The organism is Streptomyces sp. NPDC030991 (genome assembly GCF_055571235.1).
The window spans coordinates 89385-113910 of record NZ_JBVIFR010000013.1 but is presented as its reverse complement, the minus strand read 5'-3'; the positions used below and the strand labels follow the sequence as shown (position 1 = coordinate 113910).

Annotated in this window: 25 protein-coding genes; 8 read left to right on the top strand and 17 right to left on the bottom strand. The window is 72.1% G+C overall.

The annotated features are described in order from the left end of the window. Window positions 1-49: 49 nt before the first annotated feature. Complete coding sequence (locus ACZ45E_RS24355) at window positions 50-1552, top strand: MFS transporter (protein WP_468223905.1); 1503 nt, start codon at window positions 50-52, stop codon at window positions 1550-1552. Between the two features lie 4 nt (window positions 1553-1556). Here the strand turns inward: ACZ45E_RS24355 and ACZ45E_RS24350 are convergent, their stop codons facing one another. The 3 genes from ACZ45E_RS24350 to ACZ45E_RS24340 all read right to left on the bottom strand — a co-directional run bounded on the left by ACZ45E_RS24350 (window position 1557) and on the right by ACZ45E_RS24340 (window position 5000). Further along, window positions 1557-2222 (bottom strand): response regulator, encoded by a 666-nt coding sequence (locus ACZ45E_RS24350; RefSeq protein ID WP_468223903.1) that lies wholly within the window; start codon window positions 2220-2222, stop codon window positions 1557-1559. Further along, the gene (locus tag ACZ45E_RS24345) at window positions 2219-3496 is read right to left on the bottom strand and encodes a sensor histidine kinase (RefSeq protein WP_468223901.1); all 1278 of its coding nucleotides are present in this window, start codon (window positions 3494-3496) and stop codon (window positions 2219-2221) included. The genes ACZ45E_RS24350 and ACZ45E_RS24345 overlap by 4 nt, the downstream gene beginning before the upstream one ends. Before the next feature lie 280 nt (window positions 3497-3776). Beyond that, window positions 3777-5000 carry a geranylgeranyl reductase family protein gene (locus ACZ45E_RS24340; protein ID WP_468223899.1) on the bottom strand — a complete coding sequence of 408 codons (1224 nt, stop codon included), beginning with the start codon at window positions 4998-5000 and terminating at the stop codon, window positions 3777-3779. Window positions 5001-5133: 133 nt separating this feature from the next. On the opposite strand from ACZ45E_RS24340, the gene ACZ45E_RS24335 reads away from it, so the two are divergent. Together ACZ45E_RS24335 and ACZ45E_RS24330 are read left to right on the top strand one after the other, a co-directional pair. Continuing rightward, window positions 5134-6495 carry a M20/M25/M40 family metallo-hydrolase gene (locus tag ACZ45E_RS24335; protein ID WP_468223897.1) on the top strand — a complete coding sequence of 454 codons (1362 nt, stop codon included), beginning with the start codon at window positions 5134-5136 and terminating at the stop codon, window positions 6493-6495. 74 nt (window positions 6496-6569) lie between these two features. Next, a complete protein-coding gene (locus ACZ45E_RS24330; RefSeq protein WP_468223895.1) occupies window positions 6570-7307 on the top strand; it encodes an MBL fold metallo-hydrolase in 738 nt (245 codons plus the stop codon). A 64-nt stretch (window positions 7308-7371) separates the two neighbouring features. Here ACZ45E_RS24330 and ACZ45E_RS24325 read toward each other — a convergent pair whose 3' ends face one another. After that, a complete protein-coding gene (locus tag ACZ45E_RS24325; RefSeq protein ID WP_468223892.1) occupies window positions 7372-8367 on the bottom strand; it encodes an NUDIX hydrolase in 996 nt (331 codons plus the stop codon). Between the two features lie 171 nt (window positions 8368-8538). Here ACZ45E_RS24325 and ACZ45E_RS24320 point away from each other — a divergent pair, with 171 nt between their 5' ends. Continuing rightward, window positions 8539-8715, top strand: a complete 177-nt coding sequence (locus tag ACZ45E_RS24320; protein ID WP_468223890.1) for a hypothetical protein — start codon at window positions 8539-8541, stop codon at window positions 8713-8715. A gap of 48 nt (window positions 8716-8763) precedes the next feature. Here ACZ45E_RS24320 and ACZ45E_RS24315 read toward each other — a convergent pair whose 3' ends face one another. Then, window positions 8764-9195: an NUDIX hydrolase gene (locus ACZ45E_RS24315; protein WP_468223888.1), complete on the bottom strand. Its 432-nt coding sequence runs from the start codon at window positions 9193-9195 to the stop codon at window positions 8764-8766. Between the two features lie 530 nt (window positions 9196-9725). Between ACZ45E_RS24315 and ACZ45E_RS24310 the strand changes: the two genes are divergently transcribed. Beyond that, window positions 9726-10151, top strand: coding sequence for an STAS domain-containing protein (locus ACZ45E_RS24310; RefSeq protein WP_468223885.1), 426 nt, complete (start codon window positions 9726-9728; stop codon window positions 10149-10151). Window positions 10152-10228: 77 nt separating this feature from the next. Further along, window positions 10229-10414: a CsbD family protein gene (locus ACZ45E_RS24305; protein WP_468223882.1), complete on the top strand. Its 186-nt coding sequence runs from the start codon at window positions 10229-10231 to the stop codon at window positions 10412-10414. Between the two features lie 418 nt (window positions 10415-10832). Here ACZ45E_RS24305 and ACZ45E_RS24300 read toward each other — a convergent pair whose 3' ends face one another. Then, window positions 10833-11795: an ROK family protein gene (locus ACZ45E_RS24300; RefSeq protein ID WP_468223879.1), complete on the bottom strand. Its 963-nt coding sequence runs from the start codon at window positions 11793-11795 to the stop codon at window positions 10833-10835. A 218-nt stretch (window positions 11796-12013) separates the two neighbouring features. Between ACZ45E_RS24300 and ACZ45E_RS24295 the strand changes: the two genes are divergently transcribed. Next, window positions 12014-13051, top strand: coding sequence for a LacI family DNA-binding transcriptional regulator (locus ACZ45E_RS24295; protein WP_468223876.1), 1038 nt, complete (start codon window positions 12014-12016; stop codon window positions 13049-13051). A gap of 63 nt (window positions 13052-13114) precedes the next feature. On the opposite strand, the gene ACZ45E_RS24290 is transcribed toward ACZ45E_RS24295, so the two are convergent. The 5 genes from ACZ45E_RS24290 to ACZ45E_RS24270 form a co-directional block, all read right to left on the bottom strand. Next, window positions 13115-14413 (bottom strand): DUF6986 family protein, encoded by a 1299-nt coding sequence (locus tag ACZ45E_RS24290; protein ID WP_468223874.1) that lies wholly within the window; start codon window positions 14411-14413, stop codon window positions 13115-13117. Window positions 14414-14584: 171 nt separating this feature from the next. Then, window positions 14585-15547, bottom strand: coding sequence for an electron transfer flavoprotein subunit alpha/FixB family protein (locus tag ACZ45E_RS24285; RefSeq protein ID WP_468223871.1), 963 nt, complete (start codon window positions 15545-15547; stop codon window positions 14585-14587). 61 nt (window positions 15548-15608) lie between these two features. Then, window positions 15609-16397, bottom strand: a complete 789-nt coding sequence (locus ACZ45E_RS24280; protein ID WP_468223869.1) for an electron transfer flavoprotein subunit beta/FixA family protein — start codon at window positions 16395-16397, stop codon at window positions 15609-15611. Window positions 16398-16636: 239 nt separating this feature from the next. Beyond that, window positions 16637-17143: a flavin reductase family protein gene (locus ACZ45E_RS24275; RefSeq protein ID WP_468223867.1), complete on the bottom strand. Its 507-nt coding sequence runs from the start codon at window positions 17141-17143 to the stop codon at window positions 16637-16639. A 223-nt stretch (window positions 17144-17366) separates the two neighbouring features. Then, window positions 17367-17687 (bottom strand): thioredoxin family protein, encoded by a 321-nt coding sequence (locus ACZ45E_RS24270; protein WP_468223864.1) that lies wholly within the window; start codon window positions 17685-17687, stop codon window positions 17367-17369. 238 nt (window positions 17688-17925) lie between these two features. Here ACZ45E_RS24270 and ACZ45E_RS24265 point away from each other — a divergent pair, with 238 nt between their 5' ends. Next, window positions 17926-18654: a lysophospholipid acyltransferase family protein gene (locus tag ACZ45E_RS24265; protein WP_468223862.1), complete on the top strand. Its 729-nt coding sequence runs from the start codon at window positions 17926-17928 to the stop codon at window positions 18652-18654. On the opposite strand, the gene ACZ45E_RS24260 is transcribed toward ACZ45E_RS24265, so the two are convergent. The 6 genes from ACZ45E_RS24260 to ACZ45E_RS24235 form a co-directional block, all read right to left on the bottom strand. Further along, a complete protein-coding gene (locus ACZ45E_RS24260) occupies window positions 18651-19346 on the bottom strand; it encodes a B3/B4 domain-containing protein (protein WP_468223859.1) in 696 nt (231 codons plus the stop codon). The two genes, ACZ45E_RS24265 and ACZ45E_RS24260, sit on opposite strands and share 4 nt — an antisense overlap. 8 nt (window positions 19347-19354) lie before the next feature. Further along, entirely contained in the window at window positions 19355-19954 is a 600-nt protein-coding gene (locus tag ACZ45E_RS24255; RefSeq protein ID WP_468223857.1) for a transglutaminase-like domain-containing protein, read from the bottom strand. A gap of 86 nt (window positions 19955-20040) precedes the next feature. Beyond that, window positions 20041-21111, bottom strand: a complete 1071-nt coding sequence (locus ACZ45E_RS24250) for a threonine aldolase family protein (RefSeq protein WP_468223856.1) — start codon at window positions 21109-21111, stop codon at window positions 20041-20043. Further along, window positions 21108-21899, bottom strand: coding sequence for an SDR family NAD(P)-dependent oxidoreductase (locus tag ACZ45E_RS24245; protein WP_468223853.1), 792 nt, complete (start codon window positions 21897-21899; stop codon window positions 21108-21110). Before ACZ45E_RS24245 ends, ACZ45E_RS24250 begins: the two co-directional genes overlap by 4 nt. Continuing rightward, window positions 21896-23344, bottom strand: a complete 1449-nt coding sequence (locus ACZ45E_RS24240; protein ID WP_468223850.1) for a DUF6421 family protein — start codon at window positions 23342-23344, stop codon at window positions 21896-21898. The genes ACZ45E_RS24245 and ACZ45E_RS24240 overlap by 4 nt, the downstream gene beginning before the upstream one ends. 81 nt (window positions 23345-23425) lie before the next feature. Further along, on the bottom strand, window positions 23426-24451 hold the full coding sequence (locus tag ACZ45E_RS24235; protein ID WP_468223848.1) for an alpha/beta hydrolase: 1026 nt from the start codon (window positions 24449-24451) through the stop codon (window positions 23426-23428). Window positions 24452-24526: the final 75 nt, after the last annotated feature.

Sequence of the window (24526 nt, the reverse complement as noted above, 5' to 3'; positions counted from 1 at the left end):
AGCATTAAATGCACTTGCACTCAATGCATGTGCATGTACCGTGCTCCGCATGACTTCTCCGCTCACCACCGCTCCGTCCTCCTCCGAGGCGTCCCAGGAGCGCTGGTCCCCCCGCCTGTGGGGGACCCTCCTCGTGCTCTGCGCCGCGATGTTCCTCGACGCGCTCGACGTGTCGATGGTCGGCGTGGCCCTGCCCTCGATCGGCTCGGAACTGGATCTGTCGACCTCGACGCTGCAATGGGTCGTCAGCGGCTACATCCTCGGCTACGGCGGCCTGTTGCTGCTCGGCGGCCGCGCGGCCGACCTGCTGGGGCGGCGCCGCGTCTTCCTCGTCGCGCTCGGCGTCTTCGCGGTGGCCTCGCTGCTCGGCGGGCTCGTCGACTCGGGGCCGCTGCTCATCGCGAGCCGCTTCATCAAGGGCCTCAGCGCCGCGTTCACCGCGCCCGCCGGACTGTCGATCATCACGACGACGTTCGCCGAGGGCCCGGTCCGCAACCGCGCCCTGGCCATCTACACCACCTGCGCCGCCACCGGCTTCTCCATGGGGCTCGTCCTCTCCGGCCTGCTGACGGAGGCGAGCTGGCGCCTGACCATGCTGCTGCCCGCGCCGATCGCCGTCATCGCGCTGCTGCTCGGCCTCAAGCTGATCCCGCACAGCGCGAAGGAGGAGAACCACCGCGGCTATGACATCCCCGGCGCCGTCACCGGCACGCTCTCCATGCTGCTGCTGGTCTTCACCGTCGTGCAGGCGCCGGAGGCCGGCTGGGCCTCGCCCCGCACCCTGCTCTCCTTCCTCGCCGTCGCCGTGCTGCTCACCGTCTTCGTCCGCATCGAGCGACGCTCGCCCGGACCGTTGATCCGGCTCGGGGTACTGCGCTCCGGCTCACAGATCCGCGCCCAGATCGGCGCGATGACCTTCTTCGGCAGCTACGTCAGCTTCCAGTTCCTGGCGACCCTGTATCTCCAGACGCTGCTCGGCTGGTCGGCGCTGAGCATGGCCCTCGCGTTCCTGCCCGCCGGCGCCCTCGTGGCCCTCTCCTCCACCAAGGTCGGCTCCCTCGTGGACCGCTTCGGCACGCCCCGGGTCATCGCGGTGGGCTTCGCGCTCATGGTGCTCGGCTACGCCCTGTTCCTGCGCATCGACCTCGACCCGGTCTACGCGGTCGTCATCCTGCCGACCATGCTCCTGGTCGGCGCCGCCTGCGCCCTGGTCTTCCCGTCCCTCAACATCCAGGCCACGAACGGCGTCCACGACGACGAGCAGGGCATGGTCTCCGGCCTGCTCAACACCTCCGTACAGGTCGGCGGCGCGATCTTCCTCGCCGTGGTGACGGCCGTGATCACCGCCGATGCCCCCGAGGGCGCCTCGCCGCAGGCGGTCCTGGACAGCTTCCGGCCCGGTCTGATGGTGGTCACCGCGGTCGCCCTGGTGGGTCTGCTGGTGACGCTGACCGGTCTGCGCACGCGGCGCACGCGGGACTCCGTCGTCGTCGTGAAGACCGTGCGCCAGGAGGCGGCGGCCGCTGAGGAGCGGCTCGCGCTCCGCGACTGACGGGTCAGCCCAGCCAGCCGGGGCGCACCAGCCCCGACTCGTAGGCGAGGACGACGAGTTGGGCGCGGTCCCGGGCGCCCAGCTTGATCATCGTCCGGCTCACGTGGGTCTTGGCGGTGAGCGGGCTGACGACCAGGCGGCGGGCGATCTCCTCGTTGGAGAGGCCGATGCCGACGAGCGCCATCACCTCCCGTTCCCGCTCGGTCAGTCCGGACAGCGACGCGGCGGCCGCGGGCTCCTTGGAACGGGCCGCGAACTCGCCGATCAGCCGCCGGGTGACCCCCGGCGAGAGCAGCGCGTCACCGTGCACCACGGCCCGCACGGCGCGCAGCAGCTCCTCCGGCTCGGTGTCCTTGACGAGGAAGCCGGAGGCGCCGGACCTGATCGCCTCGAAGACGTACTCGTCGAGCTCGAAGGTGGTCAGCACGACCACCTTCACCGCCGCCAGGGCCGGGTCCTCACCGATCCGCCGGGTCGCGGCGAGCCCGTCGAGGAGCGGCATCCGGATGTCCATGAGGACGACGTCGGGCCGCAGTTCGCGCACCATGCGCACCGCTTCCGCGCCGTCGGCCGCCTCGCCCGTGACCTCGATGTCGTCCTGCGCGTCGAGCAGCGCCCTGAATCCGGCGCGGACGAGCGACTGGTCGTCGGCGAGCAGTACGCGGATCAACGGGGGGCCTCCGATGGCGAGGTCGGTGAGGGCGGGGGCGCGGCGGTGAGCGGAAGTTCGGCGACGACCCGGAATCCGCCGCCGGGGCGCGGGCCCGCCTCGATCGTGCCACCGAGGGCGGCGGCACGCTCGCGCATCCCGGCGAGTCCGTTGCCGCTGCCGCCGGCCTCGGCGTGGCTCGCGGGCCCGTCGTCGTCGACGGTGAGCGTCAACAGCCCCTGCGCGTCATGCACATGGACCCGCGCACGACGCGACTCGGAGTGCCGTACGACATTGGTGAGCGCCTCCTGCACGATCCGGAACGCGGCGAGGTCGGTGCCCGGCGGCAGCGTCGGCCGCTGCCCGTCCGCGCGGACGTCGACGGCGAGTCCGGCTCCCGCCGCCTGCTCGACGAGCTCCGGCAGCCGGTCGAGCCCGGGGGCGGGGGCCCGCGGCGCGTGCCCGGGCGCCCTGAGCGTGTCGAGGACCTGCCGCACCTCCCCGAGCGCCTCCTTGCTGGCGTCCTTGATGGTGGTCAGCGCGGTCCGCGCCTGCTCGGGGTCCGAGTCGAGCAGGGCGAGCCCGACGCCCGCCTGCACGTTGATCACGGAGATGGAGTGGGCGAGCACGTCGTGCAGTTCGCGGGCGATGCGCAGCCGCTCCTCGTCGGCCCGCCGCCGCGCGGCCTGCTCCCGCTCGGCGCGCGTCCGCTCCCACTGCTCGCGCCGCACCCGGGCGAGCTCGGCGACGGCCACGACGGCCAGCACCCATGCGGCGACGACCCCCTCCGCACCCCAGGAGCCGGGCCCGTCCGTGGACGGCGGCAGCTCCGCGTACAGCCAGTGCGCCACCAATAGATGGCCGAGCCAGAACAGCCCGACGGCACACCATGCCGCGCGCCGGTGCCCCGTGACGATCGCCGCGAAGCATCCCAGCGCCACCACGAGGAACACGGGGCCGTAGGGATAGCCGCCGCCGAGGTAGACCGCCGCACAGGCGGCCGCACCGAAGGCGACCGGTACCGGATACCGGTGCCGCCACAGCAACAGCAGGCAGCCGGCGAGCAGCAGCAGCCGCCCGTACGCGTCCAGGTCGGCGCGGCCGCTCTGCTGGCGCGCGGCGAAGTCCGAACCGAGCAGGACGAACAAGGTGACCACCGCCGTGGAGCGCCAGGGCAGCCGCCCGTCGTCGTCCGGGCCCCACCAGGCGCGCCCCCGCCCCGGCCCCTGCCGCAACCAGGGCGGTCCGCTCCACGCCCGCTCTGGGGCGCCGTCGCGCACCCGCTGCTCGTCCATGCCGCCACGCTAAGCCGCGCGGGCCGCGCGGGGCGTCAGCCGGACGAGGTGATCACCCGTACTCCCCGGGGAGTACGGTCCGCTCCCGCACCCGTAGGGAGTGCGTGCCGCGCGTCGGGGCGCGGACGGGGGTTCAACGACAGGCTCTGCGCCCCCTCACCTCACCAGCCCGACCCCGTGGGCGAGCCCCGCCGCGGCGTGGGCGAAGACGGCGGCACGGTCGCTGCGCCGCGTCGCTCCCGACCACCCCGTCTTCAGGCTCAGCCTCGAGAACTGACCGCTAGCGGTCCATCCGCGACAGCGCCCGCCCCGCCAGCGGATGCGTCCGCACCAGCTCGCCGAGGGACGACGATCCCCGGGTGATCCTCGCGAACGCGTTCCACGCGGGGCGGAAGCCGGTCAGCGCCGCGTGCAGCAGCCCCGGCTTGCGCTCGAAGACGGTCAGCATCCGCTTGCCGACGGCCATCTCGACGCCGAGCCCGGCCTTGATGGCGAACGCGTAGTTCAGTGCCTGGCGGCGGGCGTCCACCGCGTCGTGCGCCTCGGAGACCCGCACCGCCCACTCCCCCGCGAGCCGCCCGGAGCGCAGCGCGAACGAGATGCCCTCGCGGGTCCACGGTTCGAGCAGCCCCGCCGCGTCACCGCAGACCAGGACCCGGCCGCGGGAGAGCGGCGAGTCCTCGGCGCGGCAGCGCGTCAGATGGCCGGAGGAGACCGCGGGTTCGAACCCGGCGAGCCCGAGCCGCCCGATGAAGTCCTCCAAGTACCGCTTGGTGGCGGCGCCCTCACCGCGGGCGGAGATCACACCGACGGTCAGGGTGTCGTCCTTCGGGAAGACCCATCCGTAGCTGCCGGGCATCGGGCCCCAGTCGATGAGGACGCGGCCGCGCCAGTCGTCGGCGACCGACTGCGGGACGGGGATCTCCGCCTCCAGGCCGAGGTCGACCTGGTCGAGCTTGACCCCGACATGCGCTCCTATCCGGCCCGCGCTGCCGTCCGCGCCGACCACGGCCCGCGCCAGCACCGTCTCGCCGCCCTGGAGGACCACGGCGACCGTACGCCGGTCGGGTACCGCCGAGCCGTGCTGCTCGACGCGCGAGACCGTGACGCCCGTACGCAGTTCGGCGCCCGCCTTCTGCGCGTGCTCGACGAGCTGCGCGTCGAACTCGGGCCGGTTGATGAGCCCGAACAGCATGCTCCGGGAGCGCCGGGTGCGCGTGTACTTGCCGTTCAGCGAGAACGTCACCGCGTTGATGCGGTCCTTCAGCGGCAGCTCGAACCCGGGCGGCAGGGAGTCCCTCGACGGGCCGATGATGCCGCCGCCGCACGTCTTGTAGCGCGGCAGTTCCGCTTTCTCCAGGAGCAGGACCCTGCGCCCGGCGACCGCGGCCGCGTACGCGGCGGACGCCCCCGCGGGGCCGCCGCCCACGACGACGACGTCCCACACCTCCATGGTCCGCTCGTCGCCCATGTCGTTGCCGTCCGTCGAGTTCTCGCTGCTCACGATGGTCTACTGCTCCCGATCCAGCTGCCTGCCGCACGTTTCTCAGGCATCCTACGGCGGGCCGCCCCGTGACCCGCTGTGGGAGGATCATCGGCGCACCCCGCACACCACCGCACCCACGAGGAGCGTGCCCATGTCGCCGCATCCGATCGCCGAGACCGTCGCCTCCCTGCTGCCTCGGGCCAAGGCCGAGCTGGCCGAACTGGTGGCCTTCAAATCGGTGGCGGACTTCGCTCAGTACCCGAAGAGCGAGAGCGAGGGCGCGGCGAACTGGGTCGCGGGCGCGCTGCGCGCCGAAGGCTTCCAGGACGTGGCGCTGCTCGACACCCCGGACGGCACGCAGTCCGTCTACGGTTTCCTGCCGGGCCCCGCGGGCGCGCCGACGGTGCTGCTGTACGCGCACTACGACGTGCAGCCGCCGCTGGACGAGGAGGCGTGGGTGACGCCCCCGTTCGAGCTGACCGAGCGCGAGGACGGCCGCTGGTACGGCCGCGGCAGCGCCGACTGCAAGGGCGGTGTACTGCTGCACCTGCTGGCCGTCCGCGCGCTGCGGGCGAACGGCGGGGTCCCGGTCAACGTCAAGGTGATCGTCGAGGGTTCGGAGGAACAGGGCACCGGCGGCCTGGAGCGCTACGCCGAGCAGCATCCCGAGCTGCTCCGCGCCGACACGATCGTCATCGGCGACGCGGGCAACTTCCGCGTCGGCCTGCCCACCGCGACGGCCACCCTGCGCGGCATGACCCTGGTCCGCGTCCAGGTCGACACCCTTGAGGGCAATCTGCACTCGGGCCAGTTCGGCGGTGCGGCGCCCGACGCGCTGGCCGCCCTGGTGCGCGTACTGGACTCGCTGCGCGCCGAGGACGGCTCCACGACCGTCGACGGCCTGGAGCCGGCCGCGTCCTGGGACGGGCTGCAGTACGAGGAGGACGCGTTCCGCAAGGACGCGAAGGTGCTCGACGGGGTCGAGCTGATCGGTTCGGGGACGGTCGCCGACCGCATCTGGGCGCGGCCCGCCGTCACCGTGCTCGGCATCGACTGCCCGCCGGTGGTGGGTGCGACGCCGTCGGTGCAGGCCGGCGCCCGTGCGCTGATCAGCCTGCGCGTGCCGCCGGGCACGGACGCCGCCGAGGCGACGAAGCTCCTGACGGCGCACATCGAGGCCCACACCCCGTGGGGCGCCCGGGTGCGGGTCGAACAGGTCGGCCAGGGCCAGCCGTTCCGGGCGAACACCGCGAGCCCCGCGTACGCCGCGCTGGCGGACGCGATGGCGGAGGCGTACGACGGCCAGGACATGCAGTACGCGGGCCAGGGCGGCTCGATCCCGCTCTGCAACACGCTCGCCTCGCTCTACCCGGAGGCGGAGATCCTCCTCATCGGACTGAGCGAGCCGGAGGCGCAGATCCACGCGGTCAACGAGAGCGTCTCGCCGAAGGAGCTGGAGCGCCTGTCGGTGGCGGAGGCCCGCTTCCTGCAGAAGTACGCCGCCGCCAACTGACCAGCGGCCTCCGCCTCCTCTGCCGAGAGCCGAGGAGTACGCGGTCGTGTCCGTCGGCTTCGTACCGTCGCACCATGACGGCCTACGAACTGACGGACACGATCGACCTCACGCCGCGCCTGCGCCTCCTGCGCTTCCCCGTGGGGCAGGCCTACCTCTGGCGCGACGGCCCGGAGCTGACCCTGATCGACGCGGGCGCGGCGGGCGCCGCGCGGCCGATCGCCGACGCCGTACGCGAGTGGGGGCACGCCCCCGAGGACGTACGGCGGATCGTGCTCACGCACTTCCACGAGGATCACGCGGGCGGCGCCGGGGAGTTCGCGCGGCTGAGCGGGGCCGAGGTGTACGCGCATCGGCTCGACGCCCCGTTCGTGCGCGGCGAGGCGCCCGGGCCGGAGCCGGCCGTGGAGGACTGGGAGCGCCCGATCCACGCGCGGGCACTGGCCCAGCTGCCGCCCCGCCCCACACACCCCGTACTCCCCTCCTTCGTACGGGAGTTGGTGGACGGGGACGTGCTGGACATCGGGGGCGGGGCCCGGGTGGTGGGCGCTCCGGGCCATACCGACGGCTCGATCGCGCTGGAACTCCCCCTGCACGGCGTCCTGTTCACCGGCGACGCGGTGGCCGCCTCCCCCGCGGACGGACAGGTGATGCTCGGTGTCTTCAACCTGCACCGCGAGCAGGCTCTCGCCTCCTTCCGGCGGCTGGCCGCACTCGACAGCGACGTGGCGTGCTTCGGGCACGGGGACCCGGTGGTGGGCGGAGCGGCCGCGGTGTTGCGGACGGCGGTGGCGGCCTACGAACCCGGCTGACCCCAGCGGCAGTTCGAGGAGCCGGGTGCGGGGGCGGGGCGCGGCGACGCGAGCCGGGCACCGGTCAGCCGACGGGGATCCCGGCCTCCAGGTAGTGCACGCGGCCGCGTTCGCGAGCGCGGAGCGCCCAGCGCAACCGCTCGAAGCGGATAGGTGGCAGCAGGCCGGCCGCCTCGCTCTCGTCCACGAACCGCCAGCCCCTCAACTCCGGCCCGGGGAGCAGGACGTGGCGCGCGGCGTCACGTGTCAGGCGGCCGCCGTCGAAGAGCAGCCGCAGTCCGCCGTAGCGAGGCGGCACGGGCGGCTCCCAGTCGACGACCAACAGCCGTGGCACATCGGCGAGTTCGATACCGGTCTCCTCGGCGACCTCACGCATCCCGGCGCGGGCGGGCGCCTCGCCCCGCTCCACGACGCCGCCGGGGAACTCCCAGCCCGGCTTGTACGTGGGGTCGACGAGCAGCACGCGCCCCTCGTCGTCGAAGAGCAGCACGCCCGCGGCGACCGTCTCGGCGGTCGGCTCGGGGGTCTGCACGATGTCGCACTGCCCGGCGTCCCCGGCGCGCAGCGCGGCGGCGATCCGCACAGCGGTGTCGTACGGGGACAGCGCGCCGTTGTCGACGAGGTAGGCGTCGGCCGTCAGCCAGCCCCCGAGGGCGGCGCGGTACGGCTCGATGTCGGCGGGGGCCTCACCGCTGGGGTCACGCTCACGCAGGATCGTTTCCCCTGGAGCAAGGACCACATGGCACACAGGGATACGCCGGGCGGCGAGAGCACCGAAGATCTCATCCCGGTACTCCTGGCGCAACAACGCCATCGGCACCACCAGCACCCCGCCCAGTTCGGCGAGGAGAGCGGCCGCGGTGTCCACGACGAGCCGCCGCCAGATCGGCAGATCCTGGCGGTCGCTCACCTCCGCGAGCCGCTTGGGCGGCAGCAGCCGCTCCAGCTCGTCGTCGATCACGTCAGGGTCGAAGAGCGTGCAGTTCGGGATCAGATCGCTCAGTTCCCGTGCGGCAGCGGTCTTTCCCGCACGGGACGCACCGTTGACCCAGACGATCACGGTTCCCCCTCATCCATCGGCCTCCTGAGGCTTGCCCGCAACACCCCGCCCTGGAAACCAGCCGCAGTTGAGGGGCGGTTCGCCGGGCGCGAGGGGCGGAGAACACCCCGCGGACCCCCGCGGTTCACCCGCCGGAAGCACATTGTCAGTACCACCCGCTAGTCTCTTCACATGATCCCCACCGAGAGCCGTGCTTCCGTGCAGTCTGCCGACGAGCTGAACGAGCAGATCCGCGGCCTCATGGCGCGCACCGGGGGCCGGTTGAGCGAATCGCAGCGCCGGGAGTACGAGGTGCTGGTCGTGGAGTGGGCGGCCGCGGTGCGCGGAGAGATCGTGAAGGCGGCCTGACCCGCACGACGGCGCGGGACCTGCGGCACCGTCCGCTCCCATGACCCGTCAGACCCCTGCCGCCAGTCGCCGCAGCCCGTCCACCGCCGCCGGGGACAAGGCCGCTTCGTCGAGGCCGGCGAGCGGCACCCACTCCACCGCTTCCGTCGTCCCCTCCACCTCCACGACCTCGGGCGAGTCGCCCTTGAGCTCGACGACGTAGAACAGCGCGACCAAGTGCCAGTGCACACCGCCTCGTTGGACCGTGTACGCACGGCTGTCGACGAGCCGGGCCTCGACGAGTTCCAGGCCCGTCTCCTCACGGAGCTCCCGCTCCAGTGCCTGGACCGGCTGCTCGCCGTGGTCGATGCCGCCACCGGGCAGATGCCACAGGCCCGGCTCGAAGACGGGCGAGCTGTCCGCGAGCCGCCCCAGCAGGACGCGGCCCTCGCGCGATGCCAGTGCGTACGCGGAGACACGCGTCCGCGGCGTGACGTCCATCCTGCTCCCCTCCCCTGGGCGGCCACCCGAAGTGACCATGGCGGAGGCACTCTACGGGGCTCCCGCCCGCCGTCCAGGAGATCGCACGGCGGGCGGAAGCCCCGGAGCCGGGCCCGGAAGGCCGGGGCGCCCACCGCTGCCCGGCGGCGGGCCACCGGCCCATGTCCGGCCTCCCGGTGTTCCCGCTACGCAGTCAAGCGCAGCGGCGCGGGCGGCAGAAGCGTGTGCGAGGCCGCCGTCGCGGTACGCCGTTCACACCGGGTGTGCGGCGCGCACACGGCCCGTCGGCCGCCGCACGACCTTCTTTGTCGGCAGGCGGTTTACAAGTCAAGCACTTCACTCTCAATTCACCACATCAAGTGACGTGAGGCTGTCGGGAATCGTTACGCCACACCCTGGGAAGGAAAGTGCCGCTAGCGTGGCCGACCAGGCGCCCCAGTCCCCGGTGACCTCCCGATTCGTTCGCACGAAACATGTGGCAGCGCGCGCGGCTCCCCAGGAGCCGGACAAGTGCTCGGCCGGGGGGACCGATGCGACAGGGCAACAAACAGGACCATGCTCCCGATGACTTCGGTGGCTTCGACGACATCGTCGACGCGAGCGGCTCCGAGGGCTATGTGCACCCACCCGTGGTGCGCACCCTCGGCGACTGCGCCGTGATCGAACTCAGCGGCGAGATCGACCTTCTCGCCTTCCAGCGGATGGCTCCGCTGCTCGACACCGTGGCAGCGGGCCCCTACCGCGTCGTGGCGATAGACCTGACCGGCACCACCTTCTTCGACTGCTCCGGGCTCTCCCTCCTGGTGCGCGCCCACCGCAGAGCCGTCGGCCACGGCGGGCGGGTCACCGTGGTCTGCCGCCACCGGCTGACACTCCGCCTCATCGAGCTCTCGGACCTGACGGAGACACTGACGCCGGTGGGGACGCTGAGGGAAGCGCTTCGCCCGTCACCCTGAGCAACCTTTCGGGATGCGCTCGCCCCGAACCGCTCCTAGCGTGACAGGCGTCGTTACTCACCAACCGAGGAGCCGTCATGGGCGAGAGCGCGATGGACAAGGCCAAGGGCAAGGCCAAGGAGATGGCCGGCAAGGCCACCGGCAACGAGCGCATGAAGTCGGAGGGCAAGGTCGACCAGGCGAAGGGCGACGCCCGCAAGACCGCCGACAAGGCTCGTGGCAAGGCCGAGGGCGTGCGTGACTCGCTGACCGACGACAAGTAGTCCGTCGCCCGCGGTTCGTCACACCCAGCAACAGCTGCTGTACGTGCCCCCTCGCGACCGAGGGGGCACAAGCATGTCCGGGGGCACCGGTGCCGTCCGGCGCAGAGTCGTCGGAGCGACGGCCGCAGTCGTGCCGTCGCCCTGTTCAACGAGACAGGTTCGGCCCAGCCCATCGCGGCCACGGCGAAGGCAGACCTAGCCGCACTCACCCAACTCCGGTGCCCCGCACGCCCTTTCGGCCGACGTGACGGGGGATCAGGCGGTGCTGCTCGTCATCACCGACGGCGGCGACGGCATCGACCCCGGCCACGCGGACCGGGGTGAGGCGCAGTTGAACTGCCAAGCCGGGCTCCGGCCGAGGGCGGGCGAGACCCGCCCCGTACGCCCTCGTTCGGGCCGGACAGCGGCTGAGGAACCGTCAGACGGCTTGCGGATGCGCCTCGTCGAGGGCGGAGCCGAGCCGCAGGGCCGCGGCCGCCGCGCCCACGAGCCCCGCGTCGGTACCCGTCGACGCCGGGGCCACGGTGAGGCGCCGCACGAAGGAGAGCGTCGCGTAGTCGCGCAGCGCGCGGCGCAGCGGGGCGAAGAGGACGTCGCCGGCCTTGGCCACTCCCCCGCCGATCACCGCGATGTCGATCTCGACGAGCGTCGCGGTCGCCGCGATACCGGCCGCCAGGGCCTGCGCCGCCCGCTCGAAGGAGGCGACGGCCGCCCGGTCACCGGCGTGTGCGGCGCGGGCCACGGCGGCGGCGGACGCGTCACCGTCGGCCCCCGGGCGCCAGCCGTCGGCGAGGGCGCGGCGGGCGATGTTGGGCCCGCTGGCGATGCGCTCGACGCAGCCGCGCGCGCCGCACGGGCACGGGTCGCCGTCGAGGTCGACGCTGATGTGGCCGATGTGCCCGGCGTTTCCGGTGGGGCCGGGGTGGAGCTGCCCGCCCAGGATCAGGCCGCCGCCGACGCCGGTGGACACCACCATGCACAGCGCGTTGTCATGGCCGCGGGCCGCGCCCTGCCAGTGCTCGGCCGCCGTCATCGCCACGCCGTCGCCGACCAGCTCGACCGGCAGGCCGCCCGCGAGCTCCCGCACGCGCGAGACCAGCGGGAAGTCACGCCACCCGGGCACGTTGACCGGGCTGACCGTCCCCGCCGGCCGGTCCACCGGGCCCGCGCTGCCGATCCCGACGGCCCGGGTCCTCGGCCACAGCTCGGACACCGTCAGCTCGGCGAGGACCGCGTCCACCGCGCCCATCACCGTCTCACCGTCCTCCTGCGCGGGGGTCGGCCGCTGGGCCCGCGCCAGAATGCGGCCCCGGTCGTCCACCAGGGCGCCGGCGATCTTGGTGCCGCCGATGTCGAGCGCGGCGACGAGGTCCATGTGCATGAGTGTCAGATCCCCTGGGAAAAGGCAGGTCGGAGAAGCGAAGTCTAGGAAGTGATACGGAGCGGTGGACAGTCTCCCCCGAGCCTGACAACGTTGTCCAGGCCCTATGCTCGACGCCACACGCCCGTGCAGGATGATGAGCCCTGACGCATCGGGCCCGTCACCTCCCCCGGGTGGCCGGCTCTCCCGGCAGCGACGACAGGACAGGACAGCGCATAGTGGACCGTACCGCCCGCCGCACCGAGAACCGCTACGGCAATCGCCCGACCATGAAGGACGTCGCCGCGCGCGCCGGGGTGGGCCTGAAGACGGTCTCCCGGGTCGTCAACGGCGAGCCGGGCGTCACCCCGGACACGGAGCGCCGCGTACAGGAGGCGATCACCGCGCTCGGCTTCCGGCGCAACGACAGCGCGCGGGTCCTGCGCAAGGGACGTACGGCCAGCATCGGTCTCGTCCTGGAGGATCTGGCCGACCCGTTCTACGGTCCGCTCAGCCGCGCCGTGGAGGAGGTCGCCCGCGCGCACGGAGCGCTGCTCATCAACGGTTCAAGCGCCGAGGATCCCGACCGCGAGCAGGAGTTGGTGCTCGCACTCTGCGCGCGCCGCGTGGACGGCCTCGTCGTGATCCCGGCCGGTGACGACCACCGGTACCTGGAGCCGGAGATCGCGGCCGGGGTCGCGACCGTGTTCGTGGACCGGCCCGCCGGGCGGATCGACGCGGACGTGGTCCTCTCCGACAGCTTCGGCGGCGCGCGGGACGGCGTCGCGCATCTGGTCGCGGGCGGCCACCGGCGCGTCGGCTTCATCGGCGACCAGCCGCGCATCCACACCGCCGCCGAGCGCCTGCGCGGCTACCGGGCAGCGATGGAGGACGCCGGGATAGACGTCGACGAGCGGTGGATGTCGCTGGGCGTCACCGACCCCGAGCGGGTGCGGCGCGCCGCGGAGGAGATGCTGCGGGGGCCCGAGCCCGTCACGGCGATCTTCGCGGGCAACAACCGTGTGACGGTGACCGTGGTCCGGGTCCTGGCCGAGCTGGAGCGCAGCGTCGCCCTGGTCGGCTTCGACGACATCGAGCTGGGCGATCTGCTCCGGCCCGGGGTCACCGTGGTGGCGCAGGACGCGGCGCAGCTGGGCCGGACCGCGGCCGAGCGGCTGTTCCGGCAGCTCGACGGGGCGACGCTGCTGCCGGAGCGCATCGAGCTGCCGACGCGGTTGATCAAGCGCGGTTCGGGCGAGCTGCCGCCGGCGGGCTGACGGCACTGCCCCGATGCCGCGGGGCGCCGCCCCTTGGGGACGGACGCCCGCGGCGGCCTGCTTCTACTTGGCCGTCACCGTCAGGTCGCCGCGGCGCGGCCCCGCGTAGCCCTCCAGGTCGGCCCGGGTGAGGCCGCTGAGCCGGGCCACCTCGGCGACGTCGAGCGCGCCGCAGTCCAGGCCGCGCAGCAGGTACCCGGCGAGGGCCTTGGCGGTGGCGGGCTCGTCGGCGATGTCGCCGGTGGACTGGCTGGCGTAGGCGGACAGGCGCGCGGCGGCCTGCTCGAAACCCTCGCGGTAGAAGGCGAAGACGGCCGCGTAGCGCGTCGGGATGTGGCCGGGGTGCATGTCCCAGCCCTGGTAGTAGGCGCGGGCGAGGGCGCGGCGCGTGAGGCCGTAGTGCAGGCGCCAGGCGTCGTGGACCTTGGCGGTGGGGCCGACGGGCAGCACGTTGGTGGAACCGTCGGAGACGCGCACCCCCGTGCCGGCGGCGGCGACCTGCATGACGGCCTTCGCGTGGTCGGCGGCCGGGTGGTCGCTCGCCTGGTACGCGGCGGAGACACCGAGGCAGGCGCTGTAGTCGAACGTGCCGTAGTGCAGGCCCGTCGCGCGCCCCTCGGCGGCGCCGATCATGCGGGCGACGGCGGCGGTGCCGTCGGCGGCGAGGATGGACTGGCTGGTCTCGATCTGGATCTCGAAACCGAGCCGTCCCGCGTCGAGCCCGTGGCTCTTCTCGAACGCCTCCAGGAGCCGGACCATCGCCGTGACCTGCTCCGGGTACGTCACCTTCGGCAGCGTGAGGACGAGCCCGTCGGGCAGCCCGCCGTGCTCCATGAGGCCGGTGAGGAAGATGTCGAGGGTGCGGATGCCGCGGTCGCGGACCGGGGCCTCCATGCACTTCATGCGGATGCCCATGTACGGGGCCGCGGTGCGATTCGCGTACGCCTCGGAGATGACGCGCGCGGCGCGGGCGGCCGTCTCGTCCTCGTCGGCGTCGGAGGCGGGCCGGTAGCCGTCCTCGAAGTCGACGCGCAGGTCCTCGACGGGCTCGCGCTCCAGCTTCGCCCGTACGCGGCTGTACACAGGCTCGGCCAGGTCGTCGCCGAGTCCGAGCACCGCGGCGAACGAGGCGGCGTCCGGGGCGTGCTCGTCGAGCTGCGCGAGGGCCTGACCGCCCCAGGAGCGGAGGGTGCCCGCGTCGAAGGCGTCGCCGGGGACGTAGACGGTGTGGACCGGCTGGCGGGTACCCGGGTCTCCGGGGTATCGGCGGCCCAGCTCCGCGTCGACCGGGGCGAGCGAGGCGCTGATGGCCTCACTGACCGCGCCCGCGAGGCTCGTCGACACCTTCTCCTGCTGACCCATCCCTGCACCCTCCATACGCTCGATGTTTCCGCTGCACGGAATCAACAATCCGTATAGCGAAGTTAACCGGCGGGGTGATCCGCGTCAATGGCCCCCTGGCATGGTCCCGGTACGCGGACGGGGCCGCGCGGCGATGAACGCCACGCGGCCCCGTCGAGCGGGCGGAACCGGTCAGCCCTTGCGGGTCTTGACCTCTTCGGTGAGCTGGGGGACGACGTCGAAGAGGTCGCCGACGACGCCGTAGTCGACCAGGTCGAAGATCGGGGCCTCGGCGTCCTTGTTGACGGCCACGATCGTCTTCGAGGTCTGCATGCCGGCGCGGTGCTGGATCGCGCCGGAGATGCCGTTGGCGATGTACAGCTGCGGCGAGACGGCCTTGCCGGTCTGGCCGACCTGGTTGGAGTGCGGGTACCAGCCGGCGTCCACCGCGGCGCGCGAGGCACCGACGGCCGCACCGAGCGAGTCGGCGAGCGCCTCGATGATGGAGAAGTTGTCCGCGCCGTTGACGCCACGGCCACCGGAGACCACGATCGCGGCCTCGGTCAGGTCGGGGCGGCCGGTCGACTCGCGCGGGGTGCGCGAAGTGACCTTGGTGCCGGTGGCCTGCTCCGAGAAGGAGACGGTGAGCGCCTCGACCGCACCGGCGGCCGGGGCCGCCTCGACGGCGGTGGAGTTGGGCTTGACCGTGATGACCGGGGTGCCCTGCGAGATGCGGGACTTGGTGGTGAAGGAGGCGGCGAACACCGACTGGGTCGCGACCGGACCCTCGTCACCGGCCTCCAGGTCGACGGCGTCGGTGATGACACCGGACTTGATGCGCAGCGCCAGACGCGCGGCGATCTCCTTGCCCTCCGCGGAGGAGGGGATCAGGACGGCGGCCGGGGAGACGGCCTCGACGGCGGCCTGCAGGGCCTCCACCTTCGGTACGACGAGGTAGTCGGCGTACTCGGCGGCCTCGTGCGTGAGGACCTTGACGGCGCCGTGCTCGGCGAGCGCGGCGGCGGTGTCGCCCGCGCCGTTGCCGAGCGCGACGGCGACCGGCTCGCCGATGCGGCGGGCCAGGGTCAGCAGCTCGAGGGTGGGCTTGCGGACGGCGCCGTCCACGTGGTCGACGTAGACCAGAACTTCAGCCATGGGACTTCAATCTCCTGCAATCACAAAGAAGGTGGGGTGAACTTGCCGGAACGGCCGAGGCTCAGATGAACTTCTGGCCCGCGAGGAACTCGGCGAGCTGCTTGCCGCCCTCACCCTCGTCCTTCACGATCGTGCCCGCGGTGCGCGCCGGCCGCTCGGCGGCCGACTCGACCTTGGTCCAGGCACCCTCCAGGCCGACCTCCTCGGCCTCGATGTCGAGGTCGGAGAGGTCCCAGGACTCCACCGGCTTCTTCTTCGCCGCCATGATGCCCTTGAACGAGGGGTAACGCGCCTCACCGGACTGGTCGGTGACCGACACGACGGCCGGCAGCGCGGCCTCCAGCTGCTCGGACGCGGTGTCGCCGTCACGGCGGCCCTTGACGGTGCCGCCCTCGACCGAGACCTCGGACAGGAGCGTCACCTGCGGCACGCCCAGGCGGTCGGCGAGGAGCGCCGGGACGATGCCCATGGTGCCGTCGGTGGACGCCATGCCGGAGACGACAAGGTCAAAACCGGCCTTCTCGATCGCCTTGGCCAGCACCAGGGAGGTGCCGAGGGCGTCGGTGCCGTGCAGGTCGTCGTCCTCGACGTGGATCGCCTTGTCCGCGCCCATCGACAACGCCTTGCGCAGCGCGTCCTTCGCGTCCTCCGGACCCACCGTCAAAACGGTGATCTCCACGTCGTCGTCGGAGTTCTCCGAGATCTGCAGCGCCTGCTCCACCGCGTACTCGTCCAGCTCCGACAGCAGCCCGTCCACGTCATCGCGGTCGACGGTCAGGTCATCAGCGAAGTGCCGGTCGCCGGTGGCGTCGGGCACGTACTTCACGGTGACAACGATCCTCAAGCTCACGCCGGCTCTCCTACTGCAATCGTCTTTTACTGGGCGGCTTTGCTGCTGCGGCTGACAGCGCCTTCTAGCAGGCAGCATAGGCGCCCGTTGCGGACTCCTCCGGTCGGGGCGGCCCGCGCTCCGAACGAAATATTACTCGTCAGTACATCCAGTTCATGCCCACTGAGCAAGCGCTTTGAACTGTGACCTTGCCAACGCTGAGTAATCGCGCGGAGCAGGAACTTCCCCGGCGGGTGCCCTCAGTCACGCAGCCCGTTGAAACGGCCCTGGTGGTAGAGGAGCGGCCGGCCCGCGCCCGCCGGGTCCCCGCAGACCGCCTCCGCGAGCACGATCCGGTGGTCCCCCGCGGGTACCCGCGCGATGACCTTGCAGACCAGCCAGGCCAGCACGCCGTCCAGGACGGGAACGCCCTCGGGGCCCTCGAACCACCGGGTGGGGGCACCGAAGCGGTCGGCGCCGCTCCTGGCGAACGTGGCGGCGAGATCCGCCTGGTGCTCACCGAGTATGTGGACGCCGATGTGGTCGGCCTCGGCGACGGTGGGCCAGCTGGAGGCGCCCAGGCCGATCCCGAAGGAGATCACCGGGGGTTCGGCGGAGACCGAGGTGAGGGAGGTGGCGGTGAAGCCCACGGGCGCGGCGCCGGCCGCCGTGATCACCGCGACACCGGCGGCGTGCTGCCGGAAGACGGAGCGGAGCAGGTCGGGGGTGGCGGGCCGGGCAGTGCGCAGGTCGGGCGTGGCCGTCATGGAGTTGTCCTTCTGCCGGAGGGTTCGAGCGGGGTCCGTGGCTGCGTCAGGAGACGGGACAGCGCGCGCTCGAACAGCGGGCCAGGTCCACATGGACCCGCTGGAAAAGAAGGAGTTCCGAAGGCATACGGCCAGCCTGACGATACGTGGCGCGTGCAGTCAAGCGCGTTCCGTCATCTGGGAGATCCCTCACGAGTCTCCCTCCACCGAAGACGCCGCGGCGTCAGACCGCTTCACCGAGCGCGGCGATGACATCCGCCTTGCGCGGCTGTCCGGCGGCGCGGCGCACCTCGCGGCCGTCGGCGGCCAGGACGAGCACGGTCGGTGTCCGCTCGACGCCGCTGCGCCGGACGAGATCGAGCCGGGCCTCGGCGTCGATCTCGATGTGGGAGACGCCGGGGACCATGGCGGCGACCTCCGCGAGGACCCGCCGGGTGGCACGACAGGGAGCGCAGAACGCGCTGGAGAACTGCACGAGCGTGGCCCGCTCCCCCAGCTCCGCACCCAACTGTTCGGCATCGAACGTCACTTGTCCCACGGTCATCCTGCGCCTCCTCGGTCCGCCGCTTCCACTGCAGCGCCGGAACGTCCCGGCGCATTCCCGCTCACGTGACGAGGATCTCGCGCACGGCCGGAACCAGGACTGGTCACTCGGCCGTTCTTGGGGCACGATCTGCGCAAGCCGGAAAACCTACGGCTGCGTAACTTACCGCCGGGAGCCACCTCCTCCGGAATCCTCCGGAAGAAACTCCCCTCGGCACTCAGAAGGGTCCACCCCCTCCATGGCAGAGCTCGTCTACCGTCCGGTCATCAGCGCCGCGAAAACGATGTTCAAGGCGCTCGACCTGAAGATCGACTGCAAGGGCTCGGAGAACATTCCGCGTTCGGGCGGAGCCGTCCTGGTCAGCAACCACATCAGCTACCTGGACTTCATCTTCGACGGCCTCGCAGCCCTGCCCCAGAAGCGGCTGGTCCGCTTCATGGCGAAGGAATCGGTCTTCCGGCACAAGATCTCCGGCCCGCTGATGCGCAGCATGAAACACATCCCGGTGGACCGTACGCAGGGTGAGCACGCCTACGAGCACGCCCTCAGGTCGCTGCGTTCGGGCGAGATCATCGGCGTCTTCCCGGAGGCGACGATCTCCGAGTCCTTCACGCTGAAGAGTTTCAAGACAGGCGCCGTGCGCCTCGCGCAGGAGGCCGGGGTGCCGCTGATCCCCATGGCGCTGTGGGGCACCCAGCGCGTGTGGACCAAGGGCCGCCCGCGCAACTTCAAGCGGCAGCACATCCCGGTCACGATCCGGGTGGGCGAGGCCATGGAGGCGCCGCGCGACCAGTACGCCGGAGCGATCACGCGCCGGCTCCGGGACCGCGTGCAGGAGCTCCTCGAAGCGGCGCAGCGCGCCTATCCCGTACGCCCCAAGGGGCCGGACGACACGTGGTGGATGCCCGCGCACCTCGGCGGGACGGCCCCGACCCCCGAAGAGGTCAAGGCCGCCGAGGCCAACTAGCTATATGAACCCGCCGGGTGGACGGTGAGCCGCGCGCCGGGGCTGAACTTCTGCAGGAGTTCGGCCAGTTCGGCGCCGGCCGCCTCCAGGCCCGCGTGCCCGCCCATGCCCTCCAGCAGGAACAGGGCGTCGACGGAGGTGTCGGTGAGCCGGGTGCGGGTGCCCTGGCGCCAGTTCCAGCGGCGGCAGGTGACGCCCTCGTCGTCGCACCAGACGACCTCGCCCGCGTCCGGGTGTTCGACCACCTGCTCACCGGCGGCGACGGTCACGAAGTCCTCCGCGCCGGTGGCCCGGACGAGACGCATGCCGCCCTTGATGTGGCCGAGGTCCTCGCCGCCGACCGGGATCAGATGGGCGACGCTGACGGCGTTGTAGACGTCCACGAGCGTGTTGATCCGCGGCAGGCCGCCGTCGGCGAGGGCCCTCTTGGCGAGCGCCTCCGCGGAGTTGCGCGTGCGGTTGGGCTTGGCGCCAAAGGCCGTGTACGCCGCGCGCCAGGCCACCATGTGCGGGTCCTCGTGCGGGGCGCGCCCGTCGAGGCGCGCGGCCAGGCGGCGCGCGGCGTCGTCGAGGAGGGCCGACGTCTCCTGCGTGCTGGGCGTGTTGAGGAGTCCGTACGCCTCGACGGCGATGTGGTGGAAGTCAGGGGCGATCGCCCGGACGTCGTCGGAGACGGTGAGCTGGAGGGGCATGGTGTGCCTTACGGGTCGAGCGAGTCGGGGAGGTGCTCCCAGAGGTACGGGCGGTCCGGGGCGCTGCGCATGACGTCGAGCACCCTCGGATGCGGTACATCAAAGAGTACTGGATAGTCCACCTCATTGGACTCCACGTCGGGTATCCACGCCAGCCGCTCCCCGTCGAGCGAGAACTGCGCGTCGACACCCGGCTTGTTGCCACGCACGTCCTGCCGGTGCCAGGAACCGTGGAAACGTACGGCGAGCAGGCCGTGCAGGCACCAGCCCGTGCCCGCGTCATGCGTGAGCCGCTGGTAGCAGAGGGCCGTCGGGATGTCCTCGGCGCGCAGGAGTGCGGTCAGCGCGTGCGCCTTGGCGTGGCAGACCCCGGTGCGCCGGTCCAGGACGTCGGACGCCCGCCAGGTGACGCGCGGGTCCCCGGTGTCCGCCGAGTGCGGGATGGTGTCCCGGACGAACTCATAGGCGGCGCGGGCGTACGCGTAGGAGTCGGCGGCGTCCTTCGCGAGGCGGGACGCCGTCTCCCGGACCAGCGGATGGTCATGGTCGATGACGCCGTCCGCGGCCAGATAGGCCGACAGGTCGGGGTTCTGCTGGATCAGTCGCATGGCACGCGAGCATAGAAACGCGACCGGCCGCCGTCAATACATTTGCAGCCGATCGCATACCTATGCAGGCTCTGGCAGCCGGGCGACTACCGCGCCATCTCCTCCTTGAGCGCCGCGACGAACCCGTCGACGTCCTCCTCGCGGGTGTCGAAGGCGCACATCCACCGGACGTCCCCGGCGTTCTCGTCCCAGAAGTAGAACCGGTAGCGCTTCATCAGGCGCTCGGAGACATCGTGAGGGAGGCGGGCGAAGACGCCGTTGGCCTGCACGGGATGGAGGATCTCCACGCCGCCGACGGCGCGGACGCCCTCGGCGAGGCGCTGGGCCATCTCGTTGGCGTGGCGGGCGTTGCGCAGCCACAGGTCCTTGGCGAGCAGCGCCTCCAGCTGCACCGAGACGAACCGCATCTTCGAGGCGAGCTGCATGGAGAGCTTGCGCAGATGCTTCATGTGGCGGACGGCGTCGTGGTCGAGGACGACGACGGCCTCGCCGAACAGGGCGCCGTTCTTGGTGCCGCCGAGCGAGAGGATGTCGACCCCGGCCGCGTTCGTGAACGTACGCATCGGGACGTCGAGGGAGGCGGCCGCGTTGGCTATCCGCGAGCCGTCGAGGTGCACCCGCATGCCGCGCTCGTGCGCGTGGTCGCAGATCGCGCGGATCTCGTCGGGCGTGTAGAGCGTGCCCAGCTCGGTGGATTGCGTGATCGAGACGACCTGCGGCATCGCGCGGTGCTCGTCGTCCCAGCCGTACGCCTGCCGGTCGATGAGATCGGGGGTGAGCTTCCCGTCGGGGGTGGGAACGGTGAGCAGCTTCAGGCCGCCCATGCGCTCGGGGGCGCCGCCCTCGTCGACGTGGATGTGGGCGGACTCGGCGCAGATCACCGCGCCCCAGCGGTCGGTGACCGCCTGGAGCGCGACGACGTTGGCGCCCGTGCCGTTGAAGACCGGGAACGCCTCGGCGGCCGGGCCGAAATGGCTGCGGATGATCTGCTGGAGGTGGTCCGTGTAGTCGTCCTCGCCGTACGCGACCTGGTGCCCGCCGTTGGCCACGGCCAGCGCGGCCATGATCTCCGGGTGGGCGCCCGCGTAGTTGTCGCTGGCGAAACCCCGGATCGTGGGGTCGTGATGCCTGCGGGCATCGGTCCTGGGAGGATTCACGGCTTCTCTGTCAGCCACAGACGGGTCCCGTTCACTTCTGCGGCGGGCCTGCTCCAGACGCCGACGATGGCCTCGGCCAGCTCCTTGACGTCGGTGAAGCCCGCGAACTTCGCGTTGGGGCGTTCGGCGCGCATCGCGTCGTGCACCAGTGCCTTCACCACCAGGATCGCAGCCGCCTGCCGGGGTCCTGCGTCGCCCCCCGCCTTGCGGAAGGCGTCCCCGAGGGCGAGCGTCCACGCTTCGGCCGCGGCCTTGGAGGCGGCGTACGCGGCGTTGCCCGCCGTCGGCTTGCTCGCTCCCGCGGCGCTGATCAGCAGGTAGCGGCCGCGGTCGGAGCGGCCGAGCGGCTCCTGGAAGGCGAGCGAGGTGTGCTGCACCGTGCGGATCAGGAGCTTCTCCAGCAGGTCCCAGTCGGCGAGGTCGGTCTCGGCGAAGCTCGCGCCGCCGCGCCAGCCGCCCACGAGGTGGACCACGCCGTCGACCCGGCCGAAGTCCTTCTCGATGCGGGCGGCCCACGCGCGGGTGGCGTCGAGGTCGAGCAGGTCGACGGTGTCGCCGATGACCGTAGCGCCGCCGTGCGCGTAGCGCGCCTCGTCGACGGCCGCGGCGAGGCGCTCGGGGTCCGCGTCGGCGCCGACGACCGTGGCGCCCGCCTCGGCGAGCCGCTTCAGGGCGGCACGGCCGGCGGGCCCGGCGGCTCCGGCGACCGCGATCACGGCACCGTCCAGCGGGTTCGTGGTGGCATCGGTGTCGGTCATGGCAGTCGCCTCCTGTACGCGGTCGCTCATGCGGCGACCTTTCCCCGAGCGCTCGACTCCGCTCCAGCAGGGGAGTCCCCTATGGCGCCCGCCGCCGTGATGCCCTTGGTCGAGGCGATCACGTGCTTCAGCTTCTTGGACAGCGCCTCATAGAACATGCTGAGCGGAAACTCGTCCGGAAGCACGTCGTCCACGAGCTTGCGCGGCGGCAGGCTCACGTCCAGGGCGTCGGGGCCCTTGGCCCAGCGGGAGCCGGGGTGCGGGGCGAGGTAGGTCGACACGAGGTCGTACGCGGCGAACCAGTGCACCAGCTTCGGGCGGTCGATGCCGTCGCGGTACAGCGCCTCGATCTCGCCGCACAGCTGGTTCGTCACCTCGGGGGCGCGCTGCCAGTCGATGTGCAGCTTGTTGTCCGTCCAGCGCACGACGTCGTGCTTGTGCAGGTAGGCGAAGAGCAGCTGGCCGCCGAGACCGTCGTAGTTGCGTACGCGCTCGCCGGTGACGGGGAAGCGGAACATCCGGTCGAACAGCACGGCGTACTGGACGTCGCGACCCTGCGGGACGCCGTCGGCCTCCAGCTTCACGGCCTCCTTGAAGGCGGTGAGGTCGCAGCGCAGCTCCTCCAGGCCGTACATCCAGAACGGCTGGCGCTGCTTGATCATGAACGGGTCGAACGGCAGGTCGCCGTGGCTGTGCGTGCGGTCGTGGACCATGTCCCACAGTACGAACGCCTGCTGGCAGCGGTCCTGGTCGCCGACCATCTCGGCGATGTCCGCGGGCAGCTCGACGCCGAGGATGTCCACGGCCGCCTCGGTGACACGGCGGAACCGGGCCGCCTCGCGGTCGCAGAAGATGCCGCCCCAGGAGAAGCGCTCGGGGGCCTCGCGCACGGCGATCGTCTCGGGGAAGAGCACCGCCGAGTTCGTGTCGTAGCCCGAGGTGAAGTCCTCGAAGGTGATGCCGCAGAAGAGGGGGTTGTCGTAGCGCGTGGCCTCCAGCTCGGCCAGCCACTCGGGCCAGACCATGCGCAGCACGACGGCTTCCAGATTGCGGTCCGGGTTCCCGTTCTGCGTGTACATCGGGAAGAGCACCAGGTGCTGGAGGCCGTCCTGGCGCAGGGCCGCGGGCTGGAAGGCGAGCAGCGAGTCCAGGAAGTCCGGCACCCGGTAGCCGTCGTCGGCCCAGCGCCGCAGGTCGCGCAGGAGTGCCTGGTGGTAGGCGGCGTCGTGCGGCAGCAGCGGGGCGAGCTGCTCCACGGCGGCCATGACGCGGTCCAGGGCGAGATCGGCGGTGGCCCGCGCGGGGGCGCCCTCGGCGTCGAAGTCGATCGACCCGTCCTTCTGCTGCCAGGTCCTGATCTCCTCCACGCCGTCCTTGAGCACGGGCCACGCCGGGTGGTCCACCACCCTGTCGCCGACCGTCCGGGCCGGAGGAATGGTCCCCTCCATGCCCTCCTGCACAAGAATTTCCGTCATATCCCATCCTCCACGGGAGAACCTCGCGTCCGAACACCCTAGGCATGCAAGGTTCCCCAGTACAAGGGGATTCTCGGGAAATTATCCTGCGCAACCCCCCGCACCACCGCTATTTTTCCTGTCTGGCGCACTTGAAACGATGACCTCTGCCACATCGGCCCGGGCCCGCCGGGCGTCGCCGAGGAGTTCGGGGAAGCCGAAGAACCCGTGGAACATGCCCGGGAAATGGCTCTCGGTGACCGGGACACCGGCGCCGCGCAGGGCGCTCGCGTACGCGCGTCCCTCGTCGCACAGCGGGTCGCAGCCCGCCGTGACGACGTGCGCGGGCGGGAGCCCGGTGAGGTCCTCGGCGAGCAGCGGCGAGACCTGGGGGTGGGCGGGGTCGCCGTCGGGTCCCAGGTACTGGTCGCGGAACCAGCGGGAGTGCGCGGCGGTCAGGAAGTACCCGGCCGCGTTCGCCTCGAAGGAACCGGCCTTCTGCCGGGCGTCGGTCGCCGGGTAGACGAGGATCTGCCGGGCGATGCCCGGGCCGTCCCCGTCGCGGGCGAGGTGCGTGACGACGGCGGCGAGGTTCCCGCCGGCGCTGTCGCCCGCGACCGTCAACGCGCCCGCGTCGGCGCCGAGTTCGCGGGCATGGTCCGCGACCCAGCACACAGCGGCGTACGCGTCCTCGACGGCGGCAGGGAACGGTGACTCAGGAGCGAGCCGGTAGTCGACGGAGACCACGACCGCCCCGGCGTCGCGGCACAGACCGCGCGCGATGCCGTCGTGCGTGTCGAGACCGCAGATGGCCCAGCCGCCACCGTGGAAGAACACGACGACGGGCCGGGGCGCCGCCGGGTCCCCCGCGCCCGCCGGTTCCGGCTGGTAGATCCGTACGGGGATCGGGGGCGCCCCGGGCGGCCCCGGTATCTCCCGGTCCTCGACGGCCCCGACGACAGGCGCGGGGAACGGCGCGGCGGGAGCGGCCGCGAGGATCCGGCGGGCCTCGGCGGCGTCGGTGACGCTGCCGCCGAGATCGGGGAAGAAGGCGGCCATCGCGTCGACGAGGGGGCGGGCCTCGGGGTCGAGACGGTCGACGGCGCCGGACGTTTCGTCGGTGGACATGGGCGACTCCCTCGTTGGGTGGGCGCACGCGCGCGGGTGCTGCGGAGAGTGCACCTGAAGCGACGAACAGGGAAG